Below are 21,103 nucleotides of genomic sequence, written 5' to 3' on the forward strand. Positions count from 1 at the left end.
TCTGCGCGCGCGAAACGTCCCAACCTGCGTGTTTGAGTCACCAGAGGCGGAACCCGATGAAACGTTTGATCGGCCTGATCGCGGCCCTCGCCGGCCTTTGCCTGTTCGGCCAGACGGCCCAGGCGGCCGCGCCGTGCGGCCTGGGCCAGCCAGGCCAGACCCAGGCGGTCGCCATCGGCGGATCGGGTCGGACCCTGCTGCTGCACATCCCGACCGGGTTCGACCCCGCCCGTCCTGCGCCGCTGGTCTTCCTGCTGCACGGCAGCGGCGGCACGGGCGCGTCCATGCTGGCCTCGTCCCGGCTGGCCGAGGCGGCGGACAGGCATGGATTCATCGTCGCCGCCCCCAACGCCGGCATTCCGGTCGAGCGGGGCTTCGTCTGGAACATCCCCGGCGTGCCAACCATCACCGGCGCCGTGCCCGGCCCCGGCGACGCCGACGATGTCGCCTATTTGACGACCACGATCCGCTATCTGGCGGAACAGGGCTGCGTGGACGACAGCCGCGTCTATGCGACAGGCCTGTCGGGCGGCGGGCGGATGACGTCCTGGCTGGGGTGCGTCGCCGCCGATCGCTTCGCCGCCATCGCCCCGGTCGTGGGCCTGCGCGCCGGCAATCCGAGGAAGGATCGCCCCGATGAGCCCGACCCCGCCACCTGCCGCCCCTCGCGCCCCATGCCGGTCATCGCCTTCGCCGGCGACGCCGACACGACCAATCCCATCCAGGGCGGCGGCGCGGGCTACTGGAGCTACACCATGCACGCCGCCGAACAGCGCTGGGCCCAGTTGAACGGCTGCACCCAGGTGCGCGACACCCGGTGGATCGCCGATAAGATTTATGAAGAGGGTTACGCCGCCTGCCGCGACGGCGCGGACGTGGTGGGCCGCATCACCTCCGGCGGCGGCCACAGCTGGGTCGCCGACAACGACGCCCTTTGGGCCTTCTTCGCCGCCCATCAGCACGCCGCCGGTGCGCTTTAAAAGGGGGATAAGGACCAGCGTCTTGGCCGCTCGCGCGATGGCTTCTCGACCAAAATCCATCTCCGCTGCAACGCTCAAGGCCTGTATTCCCTCAAGCCGCAGCCGCGAGACACCTCTATCGAACTTGCCAAAAGGTCGAGAACCTGTTCGCCTGCCTCAAGGTCTGTGCGCATCGCTATCCGTTACGACCGATGCGCACAGACCTTCATTGCCGCCGATCGCGGCAATCCATGATCTTCTGGATCAATAGGTCCTAAGCCTTGGTCAGGCCGATCAGCGACCTGTCGGAGCCGGGGGCGCAGGCGGGGTGCGGACGTCGACAGGCGGGGGCGGCAGGATGCCAGGGAGCGCAGGCGGCGGGGCGACACCGGCTGAAGGCGGAGGCGGCGGCGGACCACCTTCGGGTCCCAAGGCCTGAGCCAGGGCACGCCCATCGGGTCCAGGCGGCGGGGGCGGAGGCGCGGGTCGACCTTCGGGGCCCGCCACGCCGGGACGCGGCGCGGGACCACGCGGCTCGGCCTGCCGACCGAAGAGACCTCGACGATGATGGGGCGGGGGCGGCGCGGGCGCAGCGACGGGCGGCGGCGGCGCGGCGACGGGCGGCTGTTGCTGCGACGGGACAGCCTGGGCCTCGGCGCCGGACGCCGCGCCCAGCGCCGCGAAAGTCGCGACGGCGGCCAGCAGTCTGCGGTTCAGGGGACGGGAAGAACGCATAGATCTCTATCCTTGGGTTGACGGAGACCGAGGCGGCGACGCCCCTCGGCAAGGCCCTTGTTCTCGGCCCGCCCAAAGGCGCCGCTGAGACCCGGACGTATCGGCGTGTATCCAGCGGCGCCTGAGTTGTGTCGGCATGTGTCGATGCGATGGACGACATGAACCGACACGAGAAACCCCGCGACAGACGCATCGCGACACGCCACACAGACGCGATGAACCCGTCCGCCACGCTCCTGGTCGTCGATGACGATCGCGACATTCGCAGCCTGCTGGCCGAACGGCTGGAAGGCGAAGGCTACGGCGTGATTCAGGCCGCAGACGGCAAGGCCATGCGGCGCGCCCTGTCAGACAAGACCGTGGATCTGGTGATCCTGGACCTCAACCTTCCGGGCGAGGATGGCTTGACCCTATGTCGCGACCTGCGCGCCAGCTCGGCCGTTCCCGTCATTATGCTGACCGCGCGCGGCGAGGCCATCGACCGGATCGTGGGACTGGAGATGGGCGCAGACGACTATCTGGCCAAGCCGTTCGAGCCGCGCGAGCTGTTGGCCCGTATCCGAAGCGTTCTGCGACGCACCCGGGCGCTGCCGGCCAATCTGGAGCCCACGACGCAAACCCGCGTCCATTTCGCTGGTTGGACGCTGGACCGCGAACGCCGCCTGCTTAGCGCGGCCGACGCACGCTTGGTCAGTCTGTCCAGCACCGAGTTCGACCTGCTCGACGCTCTGGCCGCCCACGCCGGCCGGGTGCTGAGCCGGGAGCAGCTTCGCGCTCTAGCCGCCGCGTCCGACACCGACGACCGCGCCATAGACCTCAGGGTCAGCCGGCTCCGTCACAAGCTGGGCGACGACGCCCGGTCGCCCGAACTGATCAAGACTGTGCGCAATCTCGGCTATATGCTTGCTGCGACGGTTTCGAGCCCTGACGCGGCGCCCGAGGGATGACGCGCGACACCCTGGCGCGTCGAATCTTCCTGATCCTGCTGATCGGGGCCGCCCTGTCGGCGGCGGCGGCGCTCTGGCTGTCCGACAGCCTCTATCGCCAGCGACAGGCCGACCAGGATCGCAGCCAGGCGGCGGCGCGCATCGCCGCCGCGCTTCCCGTCCTGAGGTCAGGCGCCGATGTCAGGGGCGTGGCGCGCGCGGCCGAAGGGATCGTTCCGGGGTCCGCCGACGTCGCCCTGACGCGACGATTGGCCGAAACCCTGGGCCAGGGCCAGGCCGTGGCCTATCAGACGCGAGCGGCGGATTGCGTGCCGCCTCCGCCTGCTCATCTGCCCGGCCGGACGCCGCCCGGACCGCCCCTGCCCCCGCTGTCCGTAGCGCCCGGAAGCACGGCGCCCGCCGCGCCCCACCCGCCTGTCGGTCCCGCCGAGCAGAACTGCCGCCTGATCGTCGCGCAGACGGGGCAAGGAACGCTGGCCTTGACCACCGCCCTACCCCCGCCGCCCGCGCCCCTGGCCGCCGACCGCTTGGGACTGGTGTTTCTGGGCGTGATGGCCCTGGCCGCCGCCCTTCTGGCCTGGATCGCGGCCCGACTGGCGGTTCAGCCCCTGCGCAGCCTAAGCACGGCCGCAGCGGCGCTTGGAGACGACCTGGACCGTCCGCCGCTTCCTCTCGCCGGCCCTGAGGAACTGCGCGATGCGGCCGCAGCCTTCAACACCATGCAGATGCGCCTGAAGGCCGCGCTTTCCGACCGCACGCGAATGCTGGCCGCCATCACCCACGACCTGCAGACGCCGCTGACCCGGATGCGGCTTCGGCTCGACAAGGTGACGGACGCCGAACTGCGCGCGCGTCTGCTCGCCGATTTCGCCGCCACACAGGTGCTGATCCGCGAAGGTCTGGACCTGGCGCGCGAGGTGGAGGCGAGCGAGCCGACCGGACAGGTCGATCTGCCCTCCCTGGTGTCCGCCCTGGTGGAAGATATGGCCGACGCCGGCCTGCCGGTTCGCGTAATCGAAACCTGCGCCGCCGTCGCGCCGACCCGGCCTCAAGCGCTTCGTCGCGCTCTGGGCAATCTCATCGACAACGCCGTTCAGCACGGGGGGGCGGCGGACGTCGCCCTGATCCGTGACCCGAGCGGAGATATCGCCATCACGGTGCGCGATCACGGTCCGGGCGTACCGGAGGATCAGCTAAACGCCGTGCTGGAGCCATTCCATCGCCTGGACGCCTCGCGATCACGCGACAGCGGCGGCGCGGGCCTCGGCCTCACCATCGCCCAGCGCATGGCGGCCCGCAGCGGCGCCAGGCTGACGCTGTCCAACCACCCCGACGGCGGCCTGGAAGCGCGTCTTGTGTTCGCGCAACTCGGCCCGCAGAATCAGGTTTGACGCCAGCCGTGATTGCGGAAAGCCTTCGTGTCTCCGAAGGAGCCAGGATCAGTTAACTGCCGTAACCCCGGCCGCCGCCGCCGAAACCGCCGCGCGAGACGACCGTGGTGCGGCTCTGCACCCGCGTCGGAGCCTGGCGCGCCACATCGCCGTGTTCGCGCGCATTGGTCAGGGTCTTGCCGGTGCGATAGTCGCGATAGGCGTAACCGCCGCCGTAGCCGTTCGACAGCCGCCCCTCCCGGTCGCGATACAGCGGTCCCCCGCCGCGATAGCCGCCGTTCAGCATCTGGCTGACGATGAAGCCGGTCAGCAGCGGGCTGAAGAAGGAGCCCCCGTTATTGTTCGGCTGGCATTGCGAAGGCCCCCACTGGCCCTCGCATTCCTCGCGCGTGGCGTAACGGGGCGCGGTCTTGGCGGCCTCCCGCTGGGCCTTGGCGAGGGCGGCGTCGCACTCGTTATCGGGAATGTCGTTGGCGGCCTTGCACTCGTCCAGCGATTGATAGGCCAGGGTCGGTTCAGGTTCGGGCGCCGGAACGCGTTGAGGCGAGCCGCAGGCGGCTAGCGAAAAGCTGGCGGTCGCCATCAGGCTGCTGACATGAAGCACGCGCGAGCGTTTCAGTCGGCGCATGGTCTCGGTCTTGGGCAGGTCCTTGGGATCGGTCATGGGTTCACGACGTCATGCAGGCGGCGTTGAGCAGGCCGACGCAGATGGAGATGGAGGCCAGATAGACGGCCGCGGCGATCTCGCCCGCCTCGATGCGGGCGACCAGGTTGCGAAAGGCCATGCGGCTGATGGTGACGAACACCACGATCTGGATCACGCCGGCCAGCAAGGCCCAGGCGGCGAACTCCATCAGGCTGACGGTGTGCGAAAGGGCCGAGGCCAAAGGCAGGACATAGCCGATCAGCGCGCCGCCCAGCGCGATGGCGGCGGCCGTGTTGCCTTCGCGGATCAGCGTATGCTCGTGATAGGGCGTGACCCACTGGTAGATCAGTTTGAAGGCCAGGGTGAAGGCGCCCGCCATGGCGAAGGCGATCAGGAAGGCGATCGCCCCCTGCTGAAACACGAACCAGTCGAACATCGGTCTTGCCCCTCGGATTGCGCGGTCAGGCGCGGAACTCGGCCATTTCCAACGGAATGCCGATCATGATTTCATGCGTGGTGTCGCCGCCGTCAGGCTGCTGCTCCAGAGCCAGCATCAGTTCGCGGCCGCCGCCCAGTTCGCGCGCATACAACATGCAGGTCTGAAAGATCTTGGCATAGGGCGTGGTCGCGGCGCGGTCGTCCCAGATCGTCTCCCATAGGGTGACGGGCGGCTGGATGGCGTCGCTCTCGGCGAACCAGAAGCGGGGATAGTCGGGCAACTCTTCGGCCGCGCCGTGAAACACCGGCGCCGACAGCCGGTCGCGCCAGATTCGGCGTTCGCGCTCGCCCGGCGGATAGGCTGAGGTCCATGGCACGAACAGGCTGAAGTCATAGCTTTCCAGACCCGCCTCGTCATCGCTCATGGCCTGAAGCATGACGTGGTCGTCGGTGTAGAAGCGATGCACGAACTGACCGCTGTCCAGACTGACCAAACCTTGCGCCGAGATGTCCAGCACGTCGCGATCCAGGGTGAAAGGCGTCTCTCCGCCCAGCCGGCGCCAGGACAGCGGGTCCAGCGACACGGTGCGGCCCACTGTGATGTTGCGCACCGTCGCCAGCCGATTGGCGGGCGCGGCCTTCTCCGACGATCCGAAAAGCTTCTTGAACATGGGCGACTATCTAGGCCCGATCCACGCCGACGGCGAGCGGACAGCGACGATGCGACCGAATGAGGCGGTTCATGGCGTGACATTCCGTCCGATCTTGCGTCAAGTCAAGCGTTCATGTTACACGTTACATGTAACGATATGCCAAACGACACCTTGCCCTCTTCCGCCGCCACCGACCGCATCCGAGCGTGGCGACAGGCGCGCCGTGAGGCGGGCCTGGTGAAGCTGGAGCTTTGGGTGCCAGCGGCCGCCCGCGACGACGTCAAGGCGGCCGTGCGCGCCATCGTCACAGATTCCACGCGCGGGCCGCAGCTTGCCCAACGCCCGCGCCGCCCCACTTCCGATTCCATCACCCCCGGAGACGACCATCAAATGGACGCCGTGATCGAAACCCCCTGGACCGTGCCGACCATCAAGGCGGCGCTGGACGGGTCCACCCTGTTGCGCGAGGGCGAAATGACCCTGCGCGTGGTTGAGGGCGCCGAGCCCGTTCTGTTGGCGACCATGCATGAGTACGGCGACCTGCCGGTCTATCTCAGCGTCGGCGGCGCCCAGATCGTCTGCTCCGTGCTGCTGTGGCCCGTGTCGGAACAGACCGACCGCCACGCCTTCAACGAGTTCCTGCTGAAGGCCCAGCGAGTAGTGCCCCTGTCCAACTTCGCCATCACCAACGTCGGCGGCGAGGATGTGTACGAATTGATGGGCGAACTCTCTTGCAAGACGACGCTGCAGACCATCCTGATCGAACTGCGCACCCTGGCCGAGAATGCGATCGACGCCACCGAACTGCGTGAAACCTTCGGCGCCGACGCCGCCTGATCCCGGAAGACCGACCATGTCCATGCTCAGAAAACTGTCCGCCCTGTTTCGCGGCACGGCCCACGATGCGGCCCAGGGCGTCGTCGACGCCAATGCGCTGAAGATCCTCGACCAGGAAATTCGCGACGCCGACAACGCCCAGGGCAAGGCCCGCGATGATCTGGCCGGCCTGGTGGCGCGCCGCCGCATGGCCGAAAACGAAATGACCAGCTTCCGCGACCAGATCGCCAAATACGAAAGCTCGGCCCGCACCGCCCTGGGGCAGGGCAAGACGGACCTGGCGCGCGAAGTCGCCGGCCGCATCGCCGAGCTGGAGGTCGAGATCACCAGCCGCGCCCCCCTGATCGAGGACATGAAGACGGCCGAGACGCGCCTGCGCACCGCCATCGCCTCTACGGACCAGAAGATCGAGACGCTTCGTCGCGAGATCGACATCGTCAAGGTCAACGATTCCGTCCAGCGCGCCCAGACCTCGGTGGCCTTGAACTCGGCCGGCGCCCAGTCGCGCATCGGCTCGGCCGCCGACAGCCTGCAACGTATCAAGCAACGTCAGGCGATCCAGGAAGAGAAGCTGAACGCCAGCCAGGCGCTGGAAGATCGCCGCACCGGCGCCGACCTGGACGCAAAGCTGCGCGAGGCCGGCATCCTGCCCGGTCATTCGTCGGCCGACGACGTCCTGGCCCGCCTCAGCCAGCCGGACGTGACGGTGGTCACGCCGCGGATAGGCCAATCTGCGCCCGACAAAGACCAGGCCTGATCCATGGAGCGTCTGCGCTTCGATCCCCGCACAGACTGGGACGCCAAGGCCGAGGAGCTCGGCTTCACCTGGCGCCACACCGACGGCAAACCCTATTGGGACGAGACGGCGGCATACGCCTTCTCCTTGGCCGAGATCGAAGAGGGGATCGAGGCGCCGACCGAGGAACTGCACGGCCTGTGCCTGGAACTGGTCAACGAGGCCGTCCAGTCCGAACGGCTGATGGAGCAACTCGATATTCCCGAGACCATGCGGGACTATGTGGCCGACAGCTGGAAGCGGGGCGATCCCTCCCTCTATGGCCGGTTCGACTTCGCCTACGACGGCGCGGGTCCGGCCAAGCTGTACGAATACAACGCCGACACCCCGACCAGCATCTATGAGACGGCGGTGTTCCAGTGGTTGTGGCTGGAAGATCAGATCAAGGCCGGCGCCCTGCCCGCCGATGCGGATCAGTTCAACAGCCTGCATGAGAAGCTGGTCGATCGATTCCGCGCCATCTTCCCGGACGGCGGCTTCGTGCATTTCGCCTCGGACGCCGACTTCGTCGAGGACCGTCAGACGGTGCGCTTCCTTGAAGACCTGGCTCAGCAGGCCGGGCTGGAGCCCCAGTTCGTCGCCATCGACCAGATCGGCCTGAACGCAGACGGCCGGTTCGTGGATCACGACAACTGGATCATCCAGGCGCTGTTCAAACTGTATCCGTGGGAGCAGATGCTGCGCGACGAATACGCCGCGCCCTTGCCTACCGCCGACGTGACGGTGTTGGAGCCGGCGTGGAAGAGCATCCTGTCCAACAAGGCCATCCTGCCCCTGTTGTGGGAACGCCATGCCGGTCACCCCAACCTGCTGGAATCCTATTTCGAGGGCGATCCGGCCGAAAGCGCGCTGGGATCGTCCTATGTCCGCAAGCCCCTGTTCTCGCGCGAAGGCGACAATGTCGAACTGATCGACCAGGGCCAAACCGCCGCAGAGGTCGTGGACGGCGGCTATGGCGAAGGCCGCTACATCCGCCAGGCCCTGCACAATCCGCCGAACTTCGACGGCAACCACGTGATCGTCGGGTCGTGGGTGGTCGGAACGGCACCGGTGGGAATCAGTCTGCGCGAGGATATCGGCCGCATCACCCGCAACACCTCCCGCTTCGTACCGCACTTCATTCGGGGCTGAGGTCGAGCCGTCCGCAATAATGCGCTTTCGGGCCGAAAGGTCGATTTGTCCGCTTACGGCGCAGGCTCGTCTTGCGTCGCGGCTTCGGTCTGGACATAAGGGCGAAACCGCACACGCGGGCCGGCTTAGCTCAGTTGGTAGAGCGCCAGTTTTGTAAACTGGATGTCGCGGGTTCGATTCCTGCAGCCGGCACCACCTTCTTTCGACCAATGGGGCGATGCCCGACACCACCAACAAGCTGGGCCACAAGATCGGCGCGCGCGGCGGCAGAACCCGCCAGGCGATCCTCGATGCGACCCGACGCCTGTTGAACGCAAGGCATTACGGCGAGATTCGGGTCGCCGACCTGGCCTCGGAAGCCGGTGTGTCGCCATCGAATTTCTATACCTATTTCAAGACGGTCGAAGAGCCGGTTCTGGCGTTGTGCGAAGTTGCGGCGACCGATTTTCAGGGCTTGGCGACCTATTTTCAGGCCGATTGGCCGGGCGACAAGGCCTTCACCATCGCCCGCGCCTTCATCCTGGACGTCATGGCGATCTGGCGCAGCCACGGTCAGGTTCTGCGGGTCGAGCATATGCTGGCGGACAATGGCGACGCCGCCTTCGTGGAAAGCCGCGTGCGCCGTCTGCGCCGGCTGCACCTGGCCATTGAGCGCCGCGTCGCCCAGGCCCACGCCAGCGGCCTGCACCCCAAGGACTACAATCCCCGCCTGGCCTCGTACCAGATCGCCTCCATCGCCGAATCGACCGCGGCCAGCTTCGATCTGTTGCGCCGAGCGGATACGCCGGAGGCCATCCTGGACACGGCGGCGATCATCGTCGTCAAGCTGACGACCGGGCGCTAGAGCCCCAGCGGGCCGTAAAGCCAGGTCAGCCAGATCCCGACCGCCAGGAAGACGCCGAACGGCAGCCTGTCCGTCGCACTGACAGATCGCCGCACCACCAGCATTCCGAACACCAGGCTGAGACCCACGGCGCAGGCCCACAGCAGGACGCTGGGCAGGCCGATCCAACCGACCCAGGCCCCGGCGCCCGCGAACAGGAAGGGATCGCCGCCCCCCAGCCCCTGACGCTTACGGACGGCCTGATAGAGCCAGCCCACCAGCCACAGCCCGCCGAACCCCGCCGCCGCTCCGATCAGGTGCGTCAGGGCCACGTCCCAGCCAGCCCCCATGGCCACGACAAGGCCGGTGGCGATCAGCGGCAGGGTCAGGATGTCGGGCAGCCAGAAGTTTTCGCCGTCCACAATGGCGATCAGCAGCAACTGCCAGCCCAGGACCGCCGTCGCCAACGCCATGAACAGCGACGCTTCCTCCCCGATGGCCCACAGCCCCGCCCAAACGCCGATGCCGGCCGCCGCCAGTTCGATCAGCGGGTAGCGCCTTGAAATCCGCGTGTCGCAGCGCGCGCAACGGCCGCGCAAGGCCAACCAGCTGACCAGCGGAACCAACTCCCACGGGCGCAGCGGCTGGTCGCAGCCCCGGCATCGCGACCGGGCCATGACGATGTCCTCGTCACGCGGCAGGCGAACACTGGCGGCGGCGATGAAACTGCCGAAAACCAGGCCCAGGCCGCCCATGACGGCGGCGGCGATCACAGGGTTCATGAGCGGGTCCAGACGGCGACGACCGTCGTGGCTTAACCGCCTCCGAGCGCCACCGCTACATGATAGGTCACCAGCGACGCCAGATAGGCCAGTCCGAACATGTAGCCGATCATGATCCAGGTCCACTTCAGCGAGTTGGTCTCGCGCCGCACCACGCCCAGCGTCGCCACGCACTGGGGCGCGAAGATATACCAGGCCAAGAAGGACAGCGCCGTGGCCAAGGACCAGTGGGAGGCGAGCGTAGAGGCCAGCAGGCCCGTCGCATTCTCCGCATCCGCAATGGCGTAGGTAGTGCCGAGCGCCGCCACCGCGACCTCACGCGCCGCCATGCCGGGGATCAGGGCGATGACCATCTGCCAGTTGAAGCCGATGGGCGCGAAGATCGGCTCCAGCGCGCGGCCGATCATTCCGGCGAACGAATAGTCGATGGCGGGCAAAGTCGCATTCTCGGGCGGATAGGGGAAGGTCGCCAGAACCCACAGAATGACCACGGCGGGCAGGATGATTCGCCCCGCGCGGTTCAGGAAGATCTTGGCCCGGAGCCACAGGTTGAAGCCGACGCTCTTCAGGTCAGGGACCTTGTAGGTCGGCAGCTCCATCATGAAGGGCTCCACCGCGCCGCGCCAAAACACCTTGCGGATCACCAGCGAAACAGCGAGCGCGCTGAGAATGCCGGCCGCGTAGAGGCCGAACATCACCAGTCCCTGCAGATTGGCGAAGCCCCATACCCGCTCGTTCGGGATGAAGGCGGCGATGATCAGCGTATAGACCGGGATGCGCGCGGAGCAGGTCATCAGAGGCGCAACCAGAATGGTGGTCAGGCGATCCCGCTTGGAATCGATCACCCGCGCCGCCATCACGCCCGGAATGGCGCAAGCGAAGCTGGACAGCAGGGGAATGAAGGCGCGCCCATGCAGCCCCGCACCGCCCATGATCCTGTCCATCAGGAAGGCCGCGCGGGCCATATAGCCGAAGTCTTCCAGCGCAATGATGAACAGGAACAGGATCAGGATCTGCGGCAGGAAGACCAGCACGCTGCCGACCCCGGAAATGATCCCGTCCACGATCAGGCTTTGCAGCAGGCCGTCCGGCAGCACATTGGCGACCAAGCCGCCAAGCCAGCCAATGCCGGCTTCGATGCCGTCCATCAGGGGCGCGGCCCAGCTGAACACCGCCTGGAACATGACGAACAGCAGGGCCAGCAGAATCAGAAGGCCGCCGACTGGATGCAGCAGCACTGAGTCGATCTTGCCCGTCAGCGTATCGGGCCGCTCGGGCGGGCGCACGCAGGCCTTCATGATCCGCTCGGCCTCGCGCGCCGCGCTGCGCAGTTCAGCGGCGTCGGGCGTATGCCAGGAATTTTCGCCGAGCGCAGCGGCGTCGGCCTGAATCTCGATGGCGGCGATCAACTCGTCGACGCCGCGCTTTCGCGTGGCCACGGTGGTGATGATCGGCACGCCCAGTTCGGCGCGCAGCGCCTCCAGATCGATCCGCAGGCCCTGACGCTGGGCGATGTCGTACATGTTCAGCGCCAGAACCATCGGTCGGCCGACGGCCTTCAGCTCGAGGATCAGGCGCAGCACCAGACGCAGGTTGGTGGCGTCGGCGACGCAAACCACCACGTCTGGCGGCGTCTCTCCGGCCAGGCGCCCCAGCACGGCGTCGCGTGTCACCTCCTCATCCGGGCTGCGGGCGCGCAGGGAATAGGTGCCGGGCAGGTCCAGCACCGACATGGTGCGGCCGGACGTGGCGCGGATCAGCCCTTCCTTCCGCTCCACCGTGACGCCTGCATAATTGGCGACCTTCTGATGCGCGCCGGTCAGGGCGTTGAACAGGGCCGTCTTGCCGCTGTTGGGATTGCCGACCAGGGCGACGCGGGCGGTCTTCAGGGCGACGTCCATCAGACGACGTCCAGCTTTATTGTGAGGCTCTCGGCCTCATGCCGACGCAGGGCCACGCGCATGTCGTCCACCTTCATGGCGATCGGATCGTGACCGAACAGGCCTTCATGCAGCAGTTCGACCTGGGCGCCCTCGACGAAGCCCAGCTCCAGCAGACGGCGCTCCAGCTCCACGGCCTCGCCCTGGTGATGACAATGGGCGCCCACCTGGACAATGACGCCGCGGTCGCCGCGTCGGGCCTGGCTCAGCTTTATGGTGTCGGTCAAAGTTTACGCTCGCACGGGCGAGGCCGCTCCCCGACGGCTCCGCGTTTCCTTGACAGTGATTATCAGGTGCGGACACCCCTCGTCCAGCGGGACAGCTTGACCAATTGCCGCGCGCGCGCATTGCGCTATCAGACCCAGGCACAGGAGCCGTCCATGTCCCGCCTCGCCCTCGCCGCCCCGCTTCTTCTGGCCCCGATCCTGGGCCTGGCCGCCTGCGGACAGGATGCGCCCTCTACGCCGGCCATGACCCCGGCCAAGCCGGCTCATGTCCTGACCGAAGCCGAAAAGGCCAGTCTGCTGGCCGCCCTGCCCGCGCCTTACAACACCGGCGATCTGGAAAATGGGCGACGCGCCTTCGCCCGCTGCCGATCCTGCCACACCATCGGCGAAGGCGGCGCGGACATGGCCGGGCCGAATCTGTACGGCGTGTTCGGCCGCAAGGCGGGCGACCGACCGCGCTACAACTACTCTAACGCCATGCGGACGGCGAACTTCGCCTGGGATGCGGAGAAGCTGGATCACTGGCTGCAAAACCCGCGCGGCTTCCTGCCGGGCAACAAGATGACCTTCCCCGGCCTGCCCGACGCAAAGGACCGCCGCGACGTCATCGCCTTCCTGAAGGTGGAGACGGGCTACAAGCCGGAGCCTGCGCCCGCCTCCTGATCGGTCAGGCCTCCGCTATCGGCTTTTCGCCGCCGTCGCGCATCTCCTGGGCTTCCCATTCCTCGATCTTGCGCGCCGTCCATTCGGGCGACTTGGTGAAGCGCGCCAGGACGCCATAGATCACCGGCACCACGAACAGGGTCAGGACGGTGGCGAAGATGGCTCCGGTGAAGATCACCACCCCGATGGTCTGGCGGCTTCCGGCGCCCGCACCCTGCCACAGCACCAGCGGCAAGGCGCCGAATGCGGTGGCGATGGAGGTCATGATGATCGGGCGAAGGCGCAACGACGAGGATTCGATGATCGCCTCGCGGATCGACCGGCCCTGATCGCGCAGCTGGTTTGCGAATTCCACGATCAGAATGCCGTTCTTGGCCGCCACCCCGATCAGGATGATCAAACCGATCTGGCTGTAGATGTTCAGGCTGGACCCCGCCATCAAAAGGCCGAACAGACCGCCCGCCGCCGCCAGCGGCACCGTCAGCATGATGACCGCCGGCGTGATCCAGCTTTCGAACTGCGCCGCCAGCACCAGGAAGACCAAAAGCAGCGCCAGGCCGAAGGCCGCGACGACCGCCCCGCCCGCTTCCTGCTGGTCGCGCGCGGCGCCGCCCCACTGGACCACGACCCCGCCTTGCGGCTGTTTGGCCGCCTCGGCGCCCAGGAACTGCACCGCGTCGTCGATGGTCGTGCCGGGGTTCAGATCGGCCTGAAGCGTGATGGCCCGCTGGCGATCCAGACGCCGCCGATCCGGCGTGTCGCCGCTGGTCTTTGTCGTAACCACGGCCGACAGCGGCACCAGCTGTCCGCCGCCGGTCGCGACATAGAGAGCCTCCAGGTCCGAAACCTCGCGCCGGTTCTCCCGCTCGGTCTGCAGGATGACGTCATACTCCTGACCGCCCTTGATATAGGTCGTGGCGCGGCGAGAGCCGAACATGGTCTCCAGGGTTCGGCCGATGGACTGTGACGATACGCCCAGCGCCGCCGCCTTCTGCGGATCGACGTCGACCAGCAGGCGGGGCGAGTTGGGCTCATAGTTCAGGCGCGGACGCGAGAAGCCAGGGTTGCCTTGGGCCGCCGTCAGGATCGGCTGAAGCCAGTTGTAGATCTGCTGATAATCGCTGCCCGTGGCGATCAGCTCGATGGAGTTGGAATTGCCGCCGCCGCGCTGGAAGGCGCCGGGCGTGGAGGCGTTGACCTGGGCGTCCGTCTGGCCGCGCAGCTTGCCGTTCAGCTCCTGCGCGATCTGGGCGGCCGAACGGTCCCGCTTGGACCAGTCAGCCAGGGTCAGCACCGCATTGCCCGAGTTGAAGCCGCTGCCGCCGAAGCCCGGCGCGGACACCAGATAGCTGTCCGCTTCGCCGCTGGCCTTATATTCGGCCAGCAACGGCTCCAGCCCCAGCATGATCTTGCGGGTGTAGTCGAAGCCCGCGCCTTCCGGTCCGGCGACGCGCACGGTGACGCGCCCGCGATCCTCGTCCGGCACCAGTTCGTTGGGCAGCAGCAGGAATATGCCCCCCGCCCCCGCCGCCACCAGCAGGATCAGGGCGCCCACCCCGATCACGGCGATCCGACGCCCCAGCAGCATGTCCAGCGAGCGTGAGTAAGACGACTTCAGGCGATCCATGCCCCAGTCGACCCGGCGCGCGATCCAGCCGCCGGTCTGGGCCGGCTTCAGAATCTTGGACGCCAGCATCGGCGACAGGCTCAGCGCCAGGAAGGCCGAGAAGGCCACAGCCGCCGCGATGGCCGCCGCCAGCTCCACGAACAGACGCCCGACGTATCCCGGCAGGAAAAGCAGCGGCGCGAACACCGACAAGAGCACGATGGTCGTGGCCACCACGGCGAAAAACACCTGACGCGCCCCGCGCTCGGCCGCGACCAGCGGCGGCTCGCCGTGATCCAACCGCCGCTGGATATTTTCGACCACCACGATGGCGTCGTCCACCACCAGGCCGATGGCCAGCACCAGGGCCAGCAGCGTCAGCAGGTTCAGCGAGAACCCCAGCGGGGCCAGCACGATGAAGGTCGCCAGCAGGCAGATGGGCGCGACGATCGACGGGATCAGCGCAGCCCGCAAACTGCCCAGGAAGATGAAATTGACCAGGGCCACCAGCGCCATCGAAATGCCGATGGTGATCCACACCTCGTCGATGGCGTGAGAGGTGAAGACAGAGTTGTCCGAGCCGATCTCGATGGTCACGCCGGGCGGAAGGGTGGGCCGGATCTGATCGATCATCTTGTGAACGCCGTCGGAGATGGCCAGGTCGTTCGACTGGGCCTGGCGCGTCACGGCCAGGCCGATCTGATCCATGCCGTTGCCCCGGAAAAGGCGACGATCCTCTTCGGGCGCCTCCTCGACCCGCGCGATGTCGCCCAACCGGGTGACATAGGTGGGCTGGCCCTGGATGATGGCCGAGGAACCGCTGCCCGTGCCGGTGGCGACCGAAGCCGAGGCCGAGGCCGACCCGCGCGTGCCGATGGGCAACTGGCGAAAATCGTCGGGCCGGGCGTAGGTGCGCGCCACGCGCACGGTGTAGTTCTTGGCCGTGGATTCCAGCGATCCGGCCGGAAGCTCGACGTTCTGGTTGGTCAGGGCCATCTCGACGTCGTTGACCGTCAGTCCACGCGCCGCCATGGCCGCCGAATCCAGCCAAATCCGCATCGAATAGCGCTGCTCGCCATAGATGTTCACCTGGGCCACGCCCGGCACCGTCGCCATCCGGTCGACCAGATAGCGGTCGGCGTAGTCGGTCAGCTGAAGCCGGTTCATGCTGGTCGAGCGCAGGAACACGATGATGATCGGCTGGCTGTCGGAATCGGCCTTGGCCACCTCGGGCGGGTCGGCCTGGTCCGGCAGTCGGCCGACCACGCGGCTGACACGGTCGCGCACGTCGTTGGCGGCGTCGTCGATGTTTCGATCCAGAGAGAACTCGATGTTGACGCTGGAGCGACCGTCGCGGCTGGTGGAGTTGATCCGCTCCACCCCCTGGATCCCGGCGATCTGTTGTTCCACCGGCTCGGTGATACGGCTCTCGATCACTTCAGCCGAGGCGCCGGCGTAGCTGGTGTTGACCGACACGATGGGCGGATCGACATCGGGCAGTTCGCGCACAGGCAGGAAGAAGAAGGCCGCCGCGCCGATCACGCACAGCACGATGGCGGCGACGGCCGCGAAGACCGGCCGCCGGACCGAGACATCGGACAGCATCATTGGGCGGCGCCCGACTTGCGCTGCGCCCCGGCCACGCTGACGGGCGCGCCTGGCTGGATGCGGTTCAGGCCCGAACCCACGATCCGCTCGCCGGGCTCGACGCCCGACAGGATTTCCACAAAGCCGTTTTCGACAGCGCCGGTCTCGACCTCGACCCGCTGGGCGGTCGAACCGTTCTGACCGGGCGCGATGCGATAGACGAAGGCGCCGGAGCCCTCATACTGCACCGCCGCTTCCGGCGCCGCGGCCGTCTGGCGCTGGCCCTGCTGCACCACGACACGCAGCAGCATTCCGGGTCGTATACGGCCGCCGGGATTGGGGAATTCCGCGCGGGCGGTGGCGGCGCGCGTCGCCTCGTTGACGCGCGTATCGATAAGGGCGATCCGCCCCTGGAACGGCGCATCGCCATAGGCGTCGGCCGTCGCGGTGATCGCTGCGCCCGGCTGCAGCAGGTTCAGATACCGCTCGGGCAAGGGGAAATCGACGCGAATGGTCGAGGTGTCGTCTAGGGTCGCGATCACCGCGCCCGGATTGATCAGGGTGCCGGGCGTCACGGTCGTCAGGCCCATCCGACCGGCGAACGGGGCGCGGATCACCCGGTCGCCGCGCCGCGCCTGCGCCGCCTGCAGCGAGGCGCGCGCGGTCTCCAGACCCGTCTCCGCCTGCTCCAGCATGACCTGAGGGGCCACGCCGCGATCAGCCAGCGCCTTGTAGCGATCATATTCGCGCTGGGCCTGATTGACGTTGGCGCGCGCCTCGATGATGGCGGCGTCCTCTTCGCGCGCCTGCAACTCGACCAGCGGCGCGCCCGCCGACACCAGCTGACCATCGGTGAACAGGACCCGCGTGATCAGTTCCGTAGTGGACGATGTGACATTGACCGAGCGCTGGCCGCGCGCCACGCCCAGCACCCGGATCTGATCCGAGAACGGACGCTGGGTCACCACGGCTTCCGACACCTGCTGCCCCCCCCTGCGTCCGCCGCCCGCGCCCGGCCCTTGGGCCGACTTGTCGTTGGAGGTGGCCACCTTGACCACGGCGGCGACGACCATCAGCGCCAGAAAAATCGCGGCGGCGACGAGGAAGAAGTGACGTTTGATCACGCGGCGGAACTCTCGATCAGGGGACGCCGCATGCATTACCGGCTAATGCGGCTTGCGCAACGTAATCCGACACTAACGCGCCAGGCGCAGATTTCCGTCGCGGAAATCCGCCCTTAGAACCGACGCCAGATCGCGATGACCGGGCCATGGGCGACCGGCGTCTCGCGGCCTGCGACGGTTTGCCGCCATCCGCCCTGCAGGCTCCAGGCCCCCAGGTCGCGCACCACCGACGCCTCCATCGACAGCCAGCGGGCGCCGCCGTCCGCCGCCCCGCCAAAGACCTGGCCAAGCGCCATCCAGCCGCGGCCGAACCGCGCGCCCGCCGTGGCGTCGATCCGCGTCTCGTCGGGCAGACCGTCGCGCAGACGCCGCGCGGCCTGAACCTCCACGAACGACTGCTGCATCCCCCATCGCGGCCCCAGCGACCGGCCCGCCGACAACCGCGCCTCCCAGTCGTGTTCGCCCACGCCCGGCGGTGCATAGTCCGCGTTCCGCCCCTTCCCGGCCCGGCTGTAGCCGCCGTAAAGGCTGATGGCGTTTCTGTCGTCGCGAAACACCTGCCAGGTCGCGCCGATCTCGATGGGACCGCGCCCCTCATACTCGACGAAAGCGTCCTCGCCCTCCTGCCAGTCGGCCTTCAGCTGCAGGGTGAGCCGATCCGTCGCCCCGTATTCGGCGAACAGGCCCAGGCGCGCATCGCGTCGCACGGCCGCCAAGGCCATCTCGTCGCCGGACGGATCGAAACCGCTGTCGGCCTTCAGACGCTCGTATTTGACAATGGCCTGGCCCTGCCCCTTGGGCTGGACCCAGGCGCCGGCATGGGCCGTCTGGGCGACGCCGAGGGACAGGACGCCCCCCGCCGCCGCCAGGATCAGGCGTCGTAGCCCGGCGACCTGCGCTCCAGTTGCCGCAGCGCGCCCGGCCAGGCCAGCGCCGAGACGAAGCCGATCCCTCGTCCCTGCTCCTTGGTCTCCTCCTGCGCCGCATCCGGGGCCAGCAGCACGTGCTCGCGCCCGCCCGACAACGCCGCCACCTGCTGCGCGCAGGCCCTTTCCAGGAAGAAGATGCCGATCCATGCCTGCGCCGCCGTCTCCCCGACCGCCAGCGTGCCGTGGTTGCGCAGCAGCATCAACGGTTTATCCCCCAGGTCGGCGACCAGACGTTCGCGTTCGTCGTGATGCAAGGCCAACCCCTCGTACCCATGATACGCAACCTGATGCTGCAGTAAACAGGCGTTCTGGCTGATCGGCAGCAAACCCTCCGCCTGGGCGGCGACGCCGACGCCGCCGACTGTGTGCAGGTGGATGACGAACTTGGCGTCTTCGCGCGCGGCATGGACCGCCGAATGGATGGTGAAGCCGGCCGGATTGATGAAGCTGGTCGTGTCCTGAACGATATTGCCTTCCAGATCGACCTTCACCAGCGACGAGGCGGTGATCTCGTCGAAGTAGAAGCCGTAGGGATTGATCAGGAAATGATGTTCCGGCCCCGGTACGCGCGCCGAGGTATGGGTGAAGATCATGTCGTCCCAGCCGTGCAGCGCGACCAGCCGATAGAGGGCCGCCAGCTCGACCCGCACCTGCCATTCGGCCTCCGACACGCGGGACTTGATCGAGGGATTTGCACCGTCCGCCATGGTTTCCTCCTGCCTCTGCATGGGCGTTTGGACAGACCGTCTCCCTCGCGGCGCGCGGCGTCAAGTGCGCGCGCCAAGACTGACGCAGCGTCATCTTGACCGCCCGAACGTGGTTAACCCGGTCTTTACGACGCCAGCTTAAGGGTATGCGCGTCCATCGACGGTTCGGGGAGCCGCTGTGTCTGTCGTTCAACTCGAGCCGGCCCGCGATGGCTGGGACGACCGCACCGTGGCGCAGCTGCTGACCCTAGCCAGCAGCCGCTCGGCCGAGGATCGCCAGCGCCTTCTGCTCAAGGTGACCGGCCTGTGCGAGGCCGCGCCGCCGCCGCCCAGCGTCGCGCCGCTTCTCGCCGACATCTTCCTGACCCTGACCGCCCAGGCCGAACGCGACATCCGGCTGGCGCTGGCCGAACGGATCGCCAGCGCGGATTGGGCGCCGCCCGCCCTGGTCAACATGCTGGCGCTGGACGAGATCGAAATCGCCCGCCCCGTCATAACCTCCAGCCCCCTGCTGAAGGACGCCGACCTGATCCGCCTGCTGATCGAGGCGACGCTGGAGCATCAGATCGCCGTGGCCCGCCGTCCGCGCCTGTCGAGCGACATCTGCGACACCATCATCGACCGCGGCGAGGCGGTGACCATGACCGCCCTGGCCTCGAACCGCACCGCCCAGCTCAGCGAGGCGGCGATGCGCCGGCTGGTCGATCAGTCGCGCCGCGTCGCGGGCTTGCGCGCGCCCCTAACCCGTCACCCCCGCCTGAACCAGGATTTGGCGCAGGAACTGTATCAATGGGTGGGCCAGGCCCTGCGCCAATCCATCGGCGAACGCTTCCGCATCGACGACACCCAGTTGAACGCCGCCGTGCAGCAAGCCGCCGCCGTCGCGGTCGGCACGCCGGAGTGGCGCGCCGCTCCAACCAGCCGCCTGGCCGAAAACCGAGAGCGTTCCGAGATGGAGCGCCGCCTGGTGGACAAGCTGCAAGCCGCTGGCCAGCTGCGTCCCGGCCTTCTGGTCCGCGCCCTGCGCGAGCAGCGTTTCGAACTGTTCGAACAGGCCCTGGCCGTATTGGGCGGCTTCAGCGACGGCCAGGTCCGCCAGGCCATGCGCGCCCCCACCGCCGAGCCGCTCTATCTGGCCTGTATCGCGGTCGGGGTGGACAAGGCCGTCTTCTCCTCCCTGCTGATAGAGGTGCGAAAGCTGACCGGCGGTCTGCCCGGCGACGGCGGCTGGACCGCCACGCCGATGAACGCCCATTCCGCCGCCCGCGCCTTCCGTCAGATGATGCAAAACCCCGCGATCGTTTGACTTCGCCGCCAAGCTCGGCTCACGTCGCGCCGTGACCCAGATCCGGCCTTCTCAGACCACGACTACCCCCGCACTAGCCTTCGTGGCCAGCGACCGACCTGAGGCTCAGGAGGCCCGGGCGGCCCTGACCGCGCGCTATGGCGCCGTGCCGGAAGAGAACGCCGACGTCATCGTGGCCCTGGGCGGCGACGGCCAGATGCTGGAGACGCTGCATGGGAATATGCGCCGTCGCACCCCGGTCTATGGCATGAACCGCGGTTCGGTCGGCTTCCTGATGAACGACTACGAGGAAGACGGGCTGCTGGAGCGGATCACAACCGCCGAACGCACCACCATCCACCCCCTTCAGATGGACGCCTGGACCGAGGCGGGCGAGGTCCACACCGGCCTGGCCATCAACGAGGTCTCGCTGCTGCGCCAGACCCGCCAGAGCGCCAAGCTCAGGATCACGGTCGACGATCGGGTGCGGCTGGAGGAACTGTCCTGCGACGGCTGTCTGGTGGCCACCCCCGCCGGATCGACCGCCTATAACCTATCGGCCCATGGCCCGATCATTCCGCTGGACGCCCGCATTCTGGCCCTGACGCCGATCAGCGCCTTCCGCCCCCGCCGCTGGCGCGGGGCCCTGCTGTCCCACGGCGCGCGCGTGCGATTCGACGTGCTGGAGGCCGATAAACGCCCGGTCTCCGCCACGGCCGACAATTTCGAGGTCCGGCGCGTCGCCCGGGTCGAGGTGCGCGAGCGGCGCGACGTGGCCCTGACCATGCTGTTCGACGCCGGCCGGTCGTTCGACGAGCGCGTGATCGCCGAACAGTTCGCCAACTGACTGGTGACGGCTTCTTAAGCCAAGCCCGTTAGCGTCCGCGAAAGACCTAT

19 protein-coding genes, 1 tRNA gene and 2 pseudogenes are annotated in these 21,103 nt (G+C 67.7%); 12 read left to right on the forward strand and 10 right to left on the reverse strand.

Annotated elements, in window-relative coordinates; translation table 11 throughout:
- Positions 1-56: 56 nt before the first annotated feature.
- From KZX42_RS03270 to KZX42_RS03285, 4 genes and pseudogenes are all read left to right on the forward strand, one after another.
- A pseudogene (locus KZX42_RS03270) lies at positions 57-602 on the forward strand (PHB depolymerase family esterase); the annotation flags it as partial.
- 348 nt (positions 603-950) lie between these two features.
- A pseudogene (locus KZX42_RS03275) lies at positions 951-1,064 on the forward strand (IS5/IS1182 family transposase); the annotation flags it as partial.
- A gap of 845 nt (positions 1,065-1,909) precedes the next feature.
- Positions 1,910-2,641, forward strand: a complete 732-nt coding sequence (locus KZX42_RS03280) for a response regulator transcription factor (protein ID WP_248117068.1) — start codon at positions 1,910-1,912, stop codon at positions 2,639-2,641.
- Positions 2,638-4,032, forward strand: coding sequence for an ATP-binding protein (locus tag KZX42_RS03285; RefSeq protein WP_248117070.1), 1,395 nt, complete (start codon positions 2,638-2,640; stop codon positions 4,030-4,032). Before KZX42_RS03280 ends, KZX42_RS03285 begins: the two co-directional genes overlap by 4 nt.
- 52 nt (positions 4,033-4,084) lie before the next feature.
- Here the strand turns inward: KZX42_RS03285 and KZX42_RS03290 are convergent, their stop codons facing one another.
- From KZX42_RS03290 to KZX42_RS03300, 3 genes are read right to left on the reverse strand one after another with little or no spacing between them, the layout of a single operon-like run.
- A complete protein-coding gene (locus tag KZX42_RS03290) occupies positions 4,085-4,696 on the reverse strand; it encodes a DUF1190 domain-containing protein (RefSeq protein ID WP_248117071.1) in 612 nt (203 codons plus the stop codon).
- Between the two features lie 4 nt (positions 4,697-4,700).
- On the reverse strand, positions 4,701-5,114 hold the full coding sequence (locus KZX42_RS03295) for a DUF350 domain-containing protein (RefSeq protein ID WP_248117072.1): 414 nt from the start codon (positions 5,112-5,114) through the stop codon (positions 4,701-4,703).
- A 25-nt stretch (positions 5,115-5,139) separates the two neighbouring features.
- Complete coding sequence (locus KZX42_RS03300) at positions 5,140-5,787, reverse strand: DUF2491 family protein (protein ID WP_248117073.1); 648 nt, start codon at positions 5,785-5,787, stop codon at positions 5,140-5,142.
- 153 nt (positions 5,788-5,940) lie between these two features.
- On the opposite strand from KZX42_RS03300, the gene KZX42_RS03305 reads away from it, so the two are divergent.
- From KZX42_RS03305 to KZX42_RS03325, 5 genes are all read left to right on the forward strand, one after another.
- The gene (locus tag KZX42_RS03305) at positions 5,941-6,606 is read left to right on the forward strand and encodes a DUF2170 family protein (RefSeq protein ID WP_248117074.1); all 666 of its coding nucleotides are present in this window, start codon (positions 5,941-5,943) and stop codon (positions 6,604-6,606) included.
- A 16-nt stretch (positions 6,607-6,622) separates the two neighbouring features.
- Positions 6,623-7,363: a PspA/IM30 family protein gene (locus KZX42_RS03310; protein WP_248117075.1), complete on the forward strand. Its 741-nt coding sequence runs from the start codon at positions 6,623-6,625 to the stop codon at positions 7,361-7,363.
- 3 nt (positions 7,364-7,366) lie between these two features.
- Complete coding sequence (locus tag KZX42_RS03315) at positions 7,367-8,533, forward strand: glutathionylspermidine synthase family protein (protein WP_248117076.1); 1,167 nt, start codon at positions 7,367-7,369, stop codon at positions 8,531-8,533.
- Positions 8,534-8,652: 119 nt separating this feature from the next.
- Positions 8,653-8,728: transfer RNA gene (locus KZX42_RS03320), tRNA-Thr, on the forward strand.
- A gap of 22 nt (positions 8,729-8,750) precedes the next feature.
- Positions 8,751-9,377, forward strand: coding sequence for a TetR/AcrR family transcriptional regulator (locus KZX42_RS03325; RefSeq protein WP_248117077.1), 627 nt, complete (start codon positions 8,751-8,753; stop codon positions 9,375-9,377).
- Here the strand turns inward: KZX42_RS03325 and KZX42_RS03330 are convergent.
- Genes KZX42_RS03330 through KZX42_RS03340 form a run of 3 tightly spaced genes read right to left on the reverse strand, consistent with a single transcriptional unit; the run spans position 9,374 to position 12,305 of the window.
- Positions 9,374-10,138 (reverse strand): A24 family peptidase, encoded by a 765-nt coding sequence (locus KZX42_RS03330; protein ID WP_248117078.1) that lies wholly within the window; start codon positions 10,136-10,138, stop codon positions 9,374-9,376. The two genes, KZX42_RS03325 and KZX42_RS03330, sit on opposite strands and share 4 nt — an antisense overlap.
- Positions 10,139-10,170: 32 nt before the next feature.
- Entirely contained in the window at positions 10,171-12,039 is a 1,869-nt protein-coding gene (locus KZX42_RS03335; protein WP_248117079.1) for a ferrous iron transporter B, read from the reverse strand.
- The gene (locus KZX42_RS03340; RefSeq protein WP_248117080.1) at positions 12,039-12,305 is read right to left on the reverse strand and encodes a FeoA domain-containing protein; all 267 of its coding nucleotides are present in this window, start codon (positions 12,303-12,305) and stop codon (positions 12,039-12,041) included. The genes KZX42_RS03335 and KZX42_RS03340 overlap by 1 nt, the downstream gene beginning before the upstream one ends.
- A 153-nt stretch (positions 12,306-12,458) precedes the next feature.
- Between KZX42_RS03340 and KZX42_RS03345 the strand changes: the two genes are divergently transcribed.
- Positions 12,459-12,968 carry a cytochrome c family protein gene (locus KZX42_RS03345; protein ID WP_248117081.1) on the forward strand — a complete coding sequence of 170 codons (510 nt, stop codon included), beginning with the start codon at positions 12,459-12,461 and terminating at the stop codon, positions 12,966-12,968.
- A gap of 4 nt (positions 12,969-12,972) precedes the next feature.
- On the opposite strand, the gene KZX42_RS03350 is transcribed toward KZX42_RS03345, so the two are convergent.
- From KZX42_RS03350 to KZX42_RS03365, 4 genes are all read right to left on the reverse strand, one after another.
- On the reverse strand, positions 12,973-16,179 hold the full coding sequence (locus KZX42_RS03350) for an efflux RND transporter permease subunit (protein ID WP_248117270.1): 3,207 nt from the start codon (positions 16,177-16,179) through the stop codon (positions 12,973-12,975).
- Positions 16,179-17,285: an efflux RND transporter periplasmic adaptor subunit gene (locus tag KZX42_RS03355; RefSeq protein WP_248117082.1), complete on the reverse strand. Its 1,107-nt coding sequence runs from the start codon at positions 17,283-17,285 to the stop codon at positions 16,179-16,181. Before KZX42_RS03355 ends, KZX42_RS03350 begins: the two co-directional genes overlap by 1 nt.
- Positions 17,286-17,398: 113 nt before the next feature.
- Positions 17,399-18,007, reverse strand: a complete 609-nt coding sequence (locus tag KZX42_RS03360) for a hypothetical protein (protein ID WP_248117083.1) — start codon at positions 18,005-18,007, stop codon at positions 17,399-17,401.
- Between the two features lie 149 nt (positions 18,008-18,156).
- A complete protein-coding gene (locus KZX42_RS03365; RefSeq protein WP_248117084.1) occupies positions 18,157-18,921 on the reverse strand; it encodes a class II aldolase/adducin family protein in 765 nt (254 codons plus the stop codon).
- A 178-nt stretch (positions 18,922-19,099) separates the two neighbouring features.
- Here KZX42_RS03365 and KZX42_RS03370 point away from each other — a divergent pair, with 178 nt between their 5' ends.
- Both KZX42_RS03370 and KZX42_RS03375 read left to right on the forward strand, forming a co-directional pair.
- The gene (locus tag KZX42_RS03370) at positions 19,100-20,227 is read left to right on the forward strand and encodes a DUF2336 domain-containing protein (RefSeq protein WP_248117085.1); all 1,128 of its coding nucleotides are present in this window, start codon (positions 19,100-19,102) and stop codon (positions 20,225-20,227) included.
- 31 nt (positions 20,228-20,258) lie between these two features.
- Positions 20,259-21,053: an NAD kinase gene (locus KZX42_RS03375; RefSeq protein ID WP_248117087.1), complete on the forward strand. Its 795-nt coding sequence runs from the start codon at positions 20,259-20,261 to the stop codon at positions 21,051-21,053.
- Positions 21,054-21,103 lie beyond the last annotated feature (50 nt).

The sequence above is a fragment of the Brevundimonas sp. EYE_349 genome, assembly GCF_023147505.1.
GTDB lineage: Bacteria > Pseudomonadota > Alphaproteobacteria > Caulobacterales > Caulobacteraceae > Brevundimonas.

What these genes read in the sequence shown, in the direction of transcription:
- KZX42_RS03310 (WP_248117075.1), top strand. Translation starts at nt 6,623, where the DNA reads ATGTCCATGCTCAGAAAACTGTCCGCCCTGTTTCGCGGCACGGCCCAC.
- KZX42_RS03295 (WP_248117072.1), bottom strand. Translation starts at nt 5,114, where the DNA reads ATGTTCGACTGGTTCGTGTTTCAGCAGGGGGCGATCGCCTTCCTGATC.
- KZX42_RS03330 (WP_248117078.1), bottom strand. Translation starts at nt 10,138, where the DNA reads ATGAACCCTGTGATCGCCGCCGCCGTCATGGGCGGCCTGGGCCTGGTT.
- KZX42_RS03285 (WP_248117070.1), top strand. Translation starts at nt 2,638, where the DNA reads ATGACGCGCGACACCCTGGCGCGTCGAATCTTCCTGATCCTGCTGATC.
- KZX42_RS03360 (WP_248117083.1), bottom strand. Translation starts at nt 18,007, where the DNA reads ATGGCCTTGGCGGCCGTGCGACGCGATGCGCGCCTGGGCCTGTTCGCC.
- KZX42_RS03345 (WP_248117081.1), top strand. Translation starts at nt 12,459, where the DNA reads ATGTCCCGCCTCGCCCTCGCCGCCCCGCTTCTTCTGGCCCCGATCCTG.
- KZX42_RS03315 (WP_248117076.1), top strand. Translation starts at nt 7,367, where the DNA reads ATGGAGCGTCTGCGCTTCGATCCCCGCACAGACTGGGACGCCAAGGCC.
- KZX42_RS03335 (WP_248117079.1), bottom strand. Translation starts at nt 12,039, where the DNA reads ATGGACGTCGCCCTGAAGACCGCCCGCGTCGCCCTGGTCGGCAATCCC.
- KZX42_RS03350 (WP_248117270.1), bottom strand. Translation starts at nt 16,179, where the DNA reads ATGCTGTCCGATGTCTCGGTCCGGCGGCCGGTCTTCGCGGCCGTCGCC.
- KZX42_RS03290 (WP_248117071.1), bottom strand. Translation starts at nt 4,696, where the DNA reads ATGACCGATCCCAAGGACCTGCCCAAGACCGAGACCATGCGCCGACTG.
- KZX42_RS03300 (WP_248117073.1), bottom strand. Translation starts at nt 5,787, where the DNA reads ATGTTCAAGAAGCTTTTCGGATCGTCGGAGAAGGCCGCGCCCGCCAAT.
- KZX42_RS03325 (WP_248117077.1), top strand. Translation starts at nt 8,751, where the DNA reads ATGCCCGACACCACCAACAAGCTGGGCCACAAGATCGGCGCGCGCGGC.
- KZX42_RS03365 (WP_248117084.1), bottom strand. Translation starts at nt 18,921, where the DNA reads ATGGCGGACGGTGCAAATCCCTCGATCAAGTCCCGCGTGTCGGAGGCC.
- KZX42_RS03280 (WP_248117068.1), top strand. Translation starts at nt 1,910, where the DNA reads ATGAACCCGTCCGCCACGCTCCTGGTCGTCGATGACGATCGCGACATT.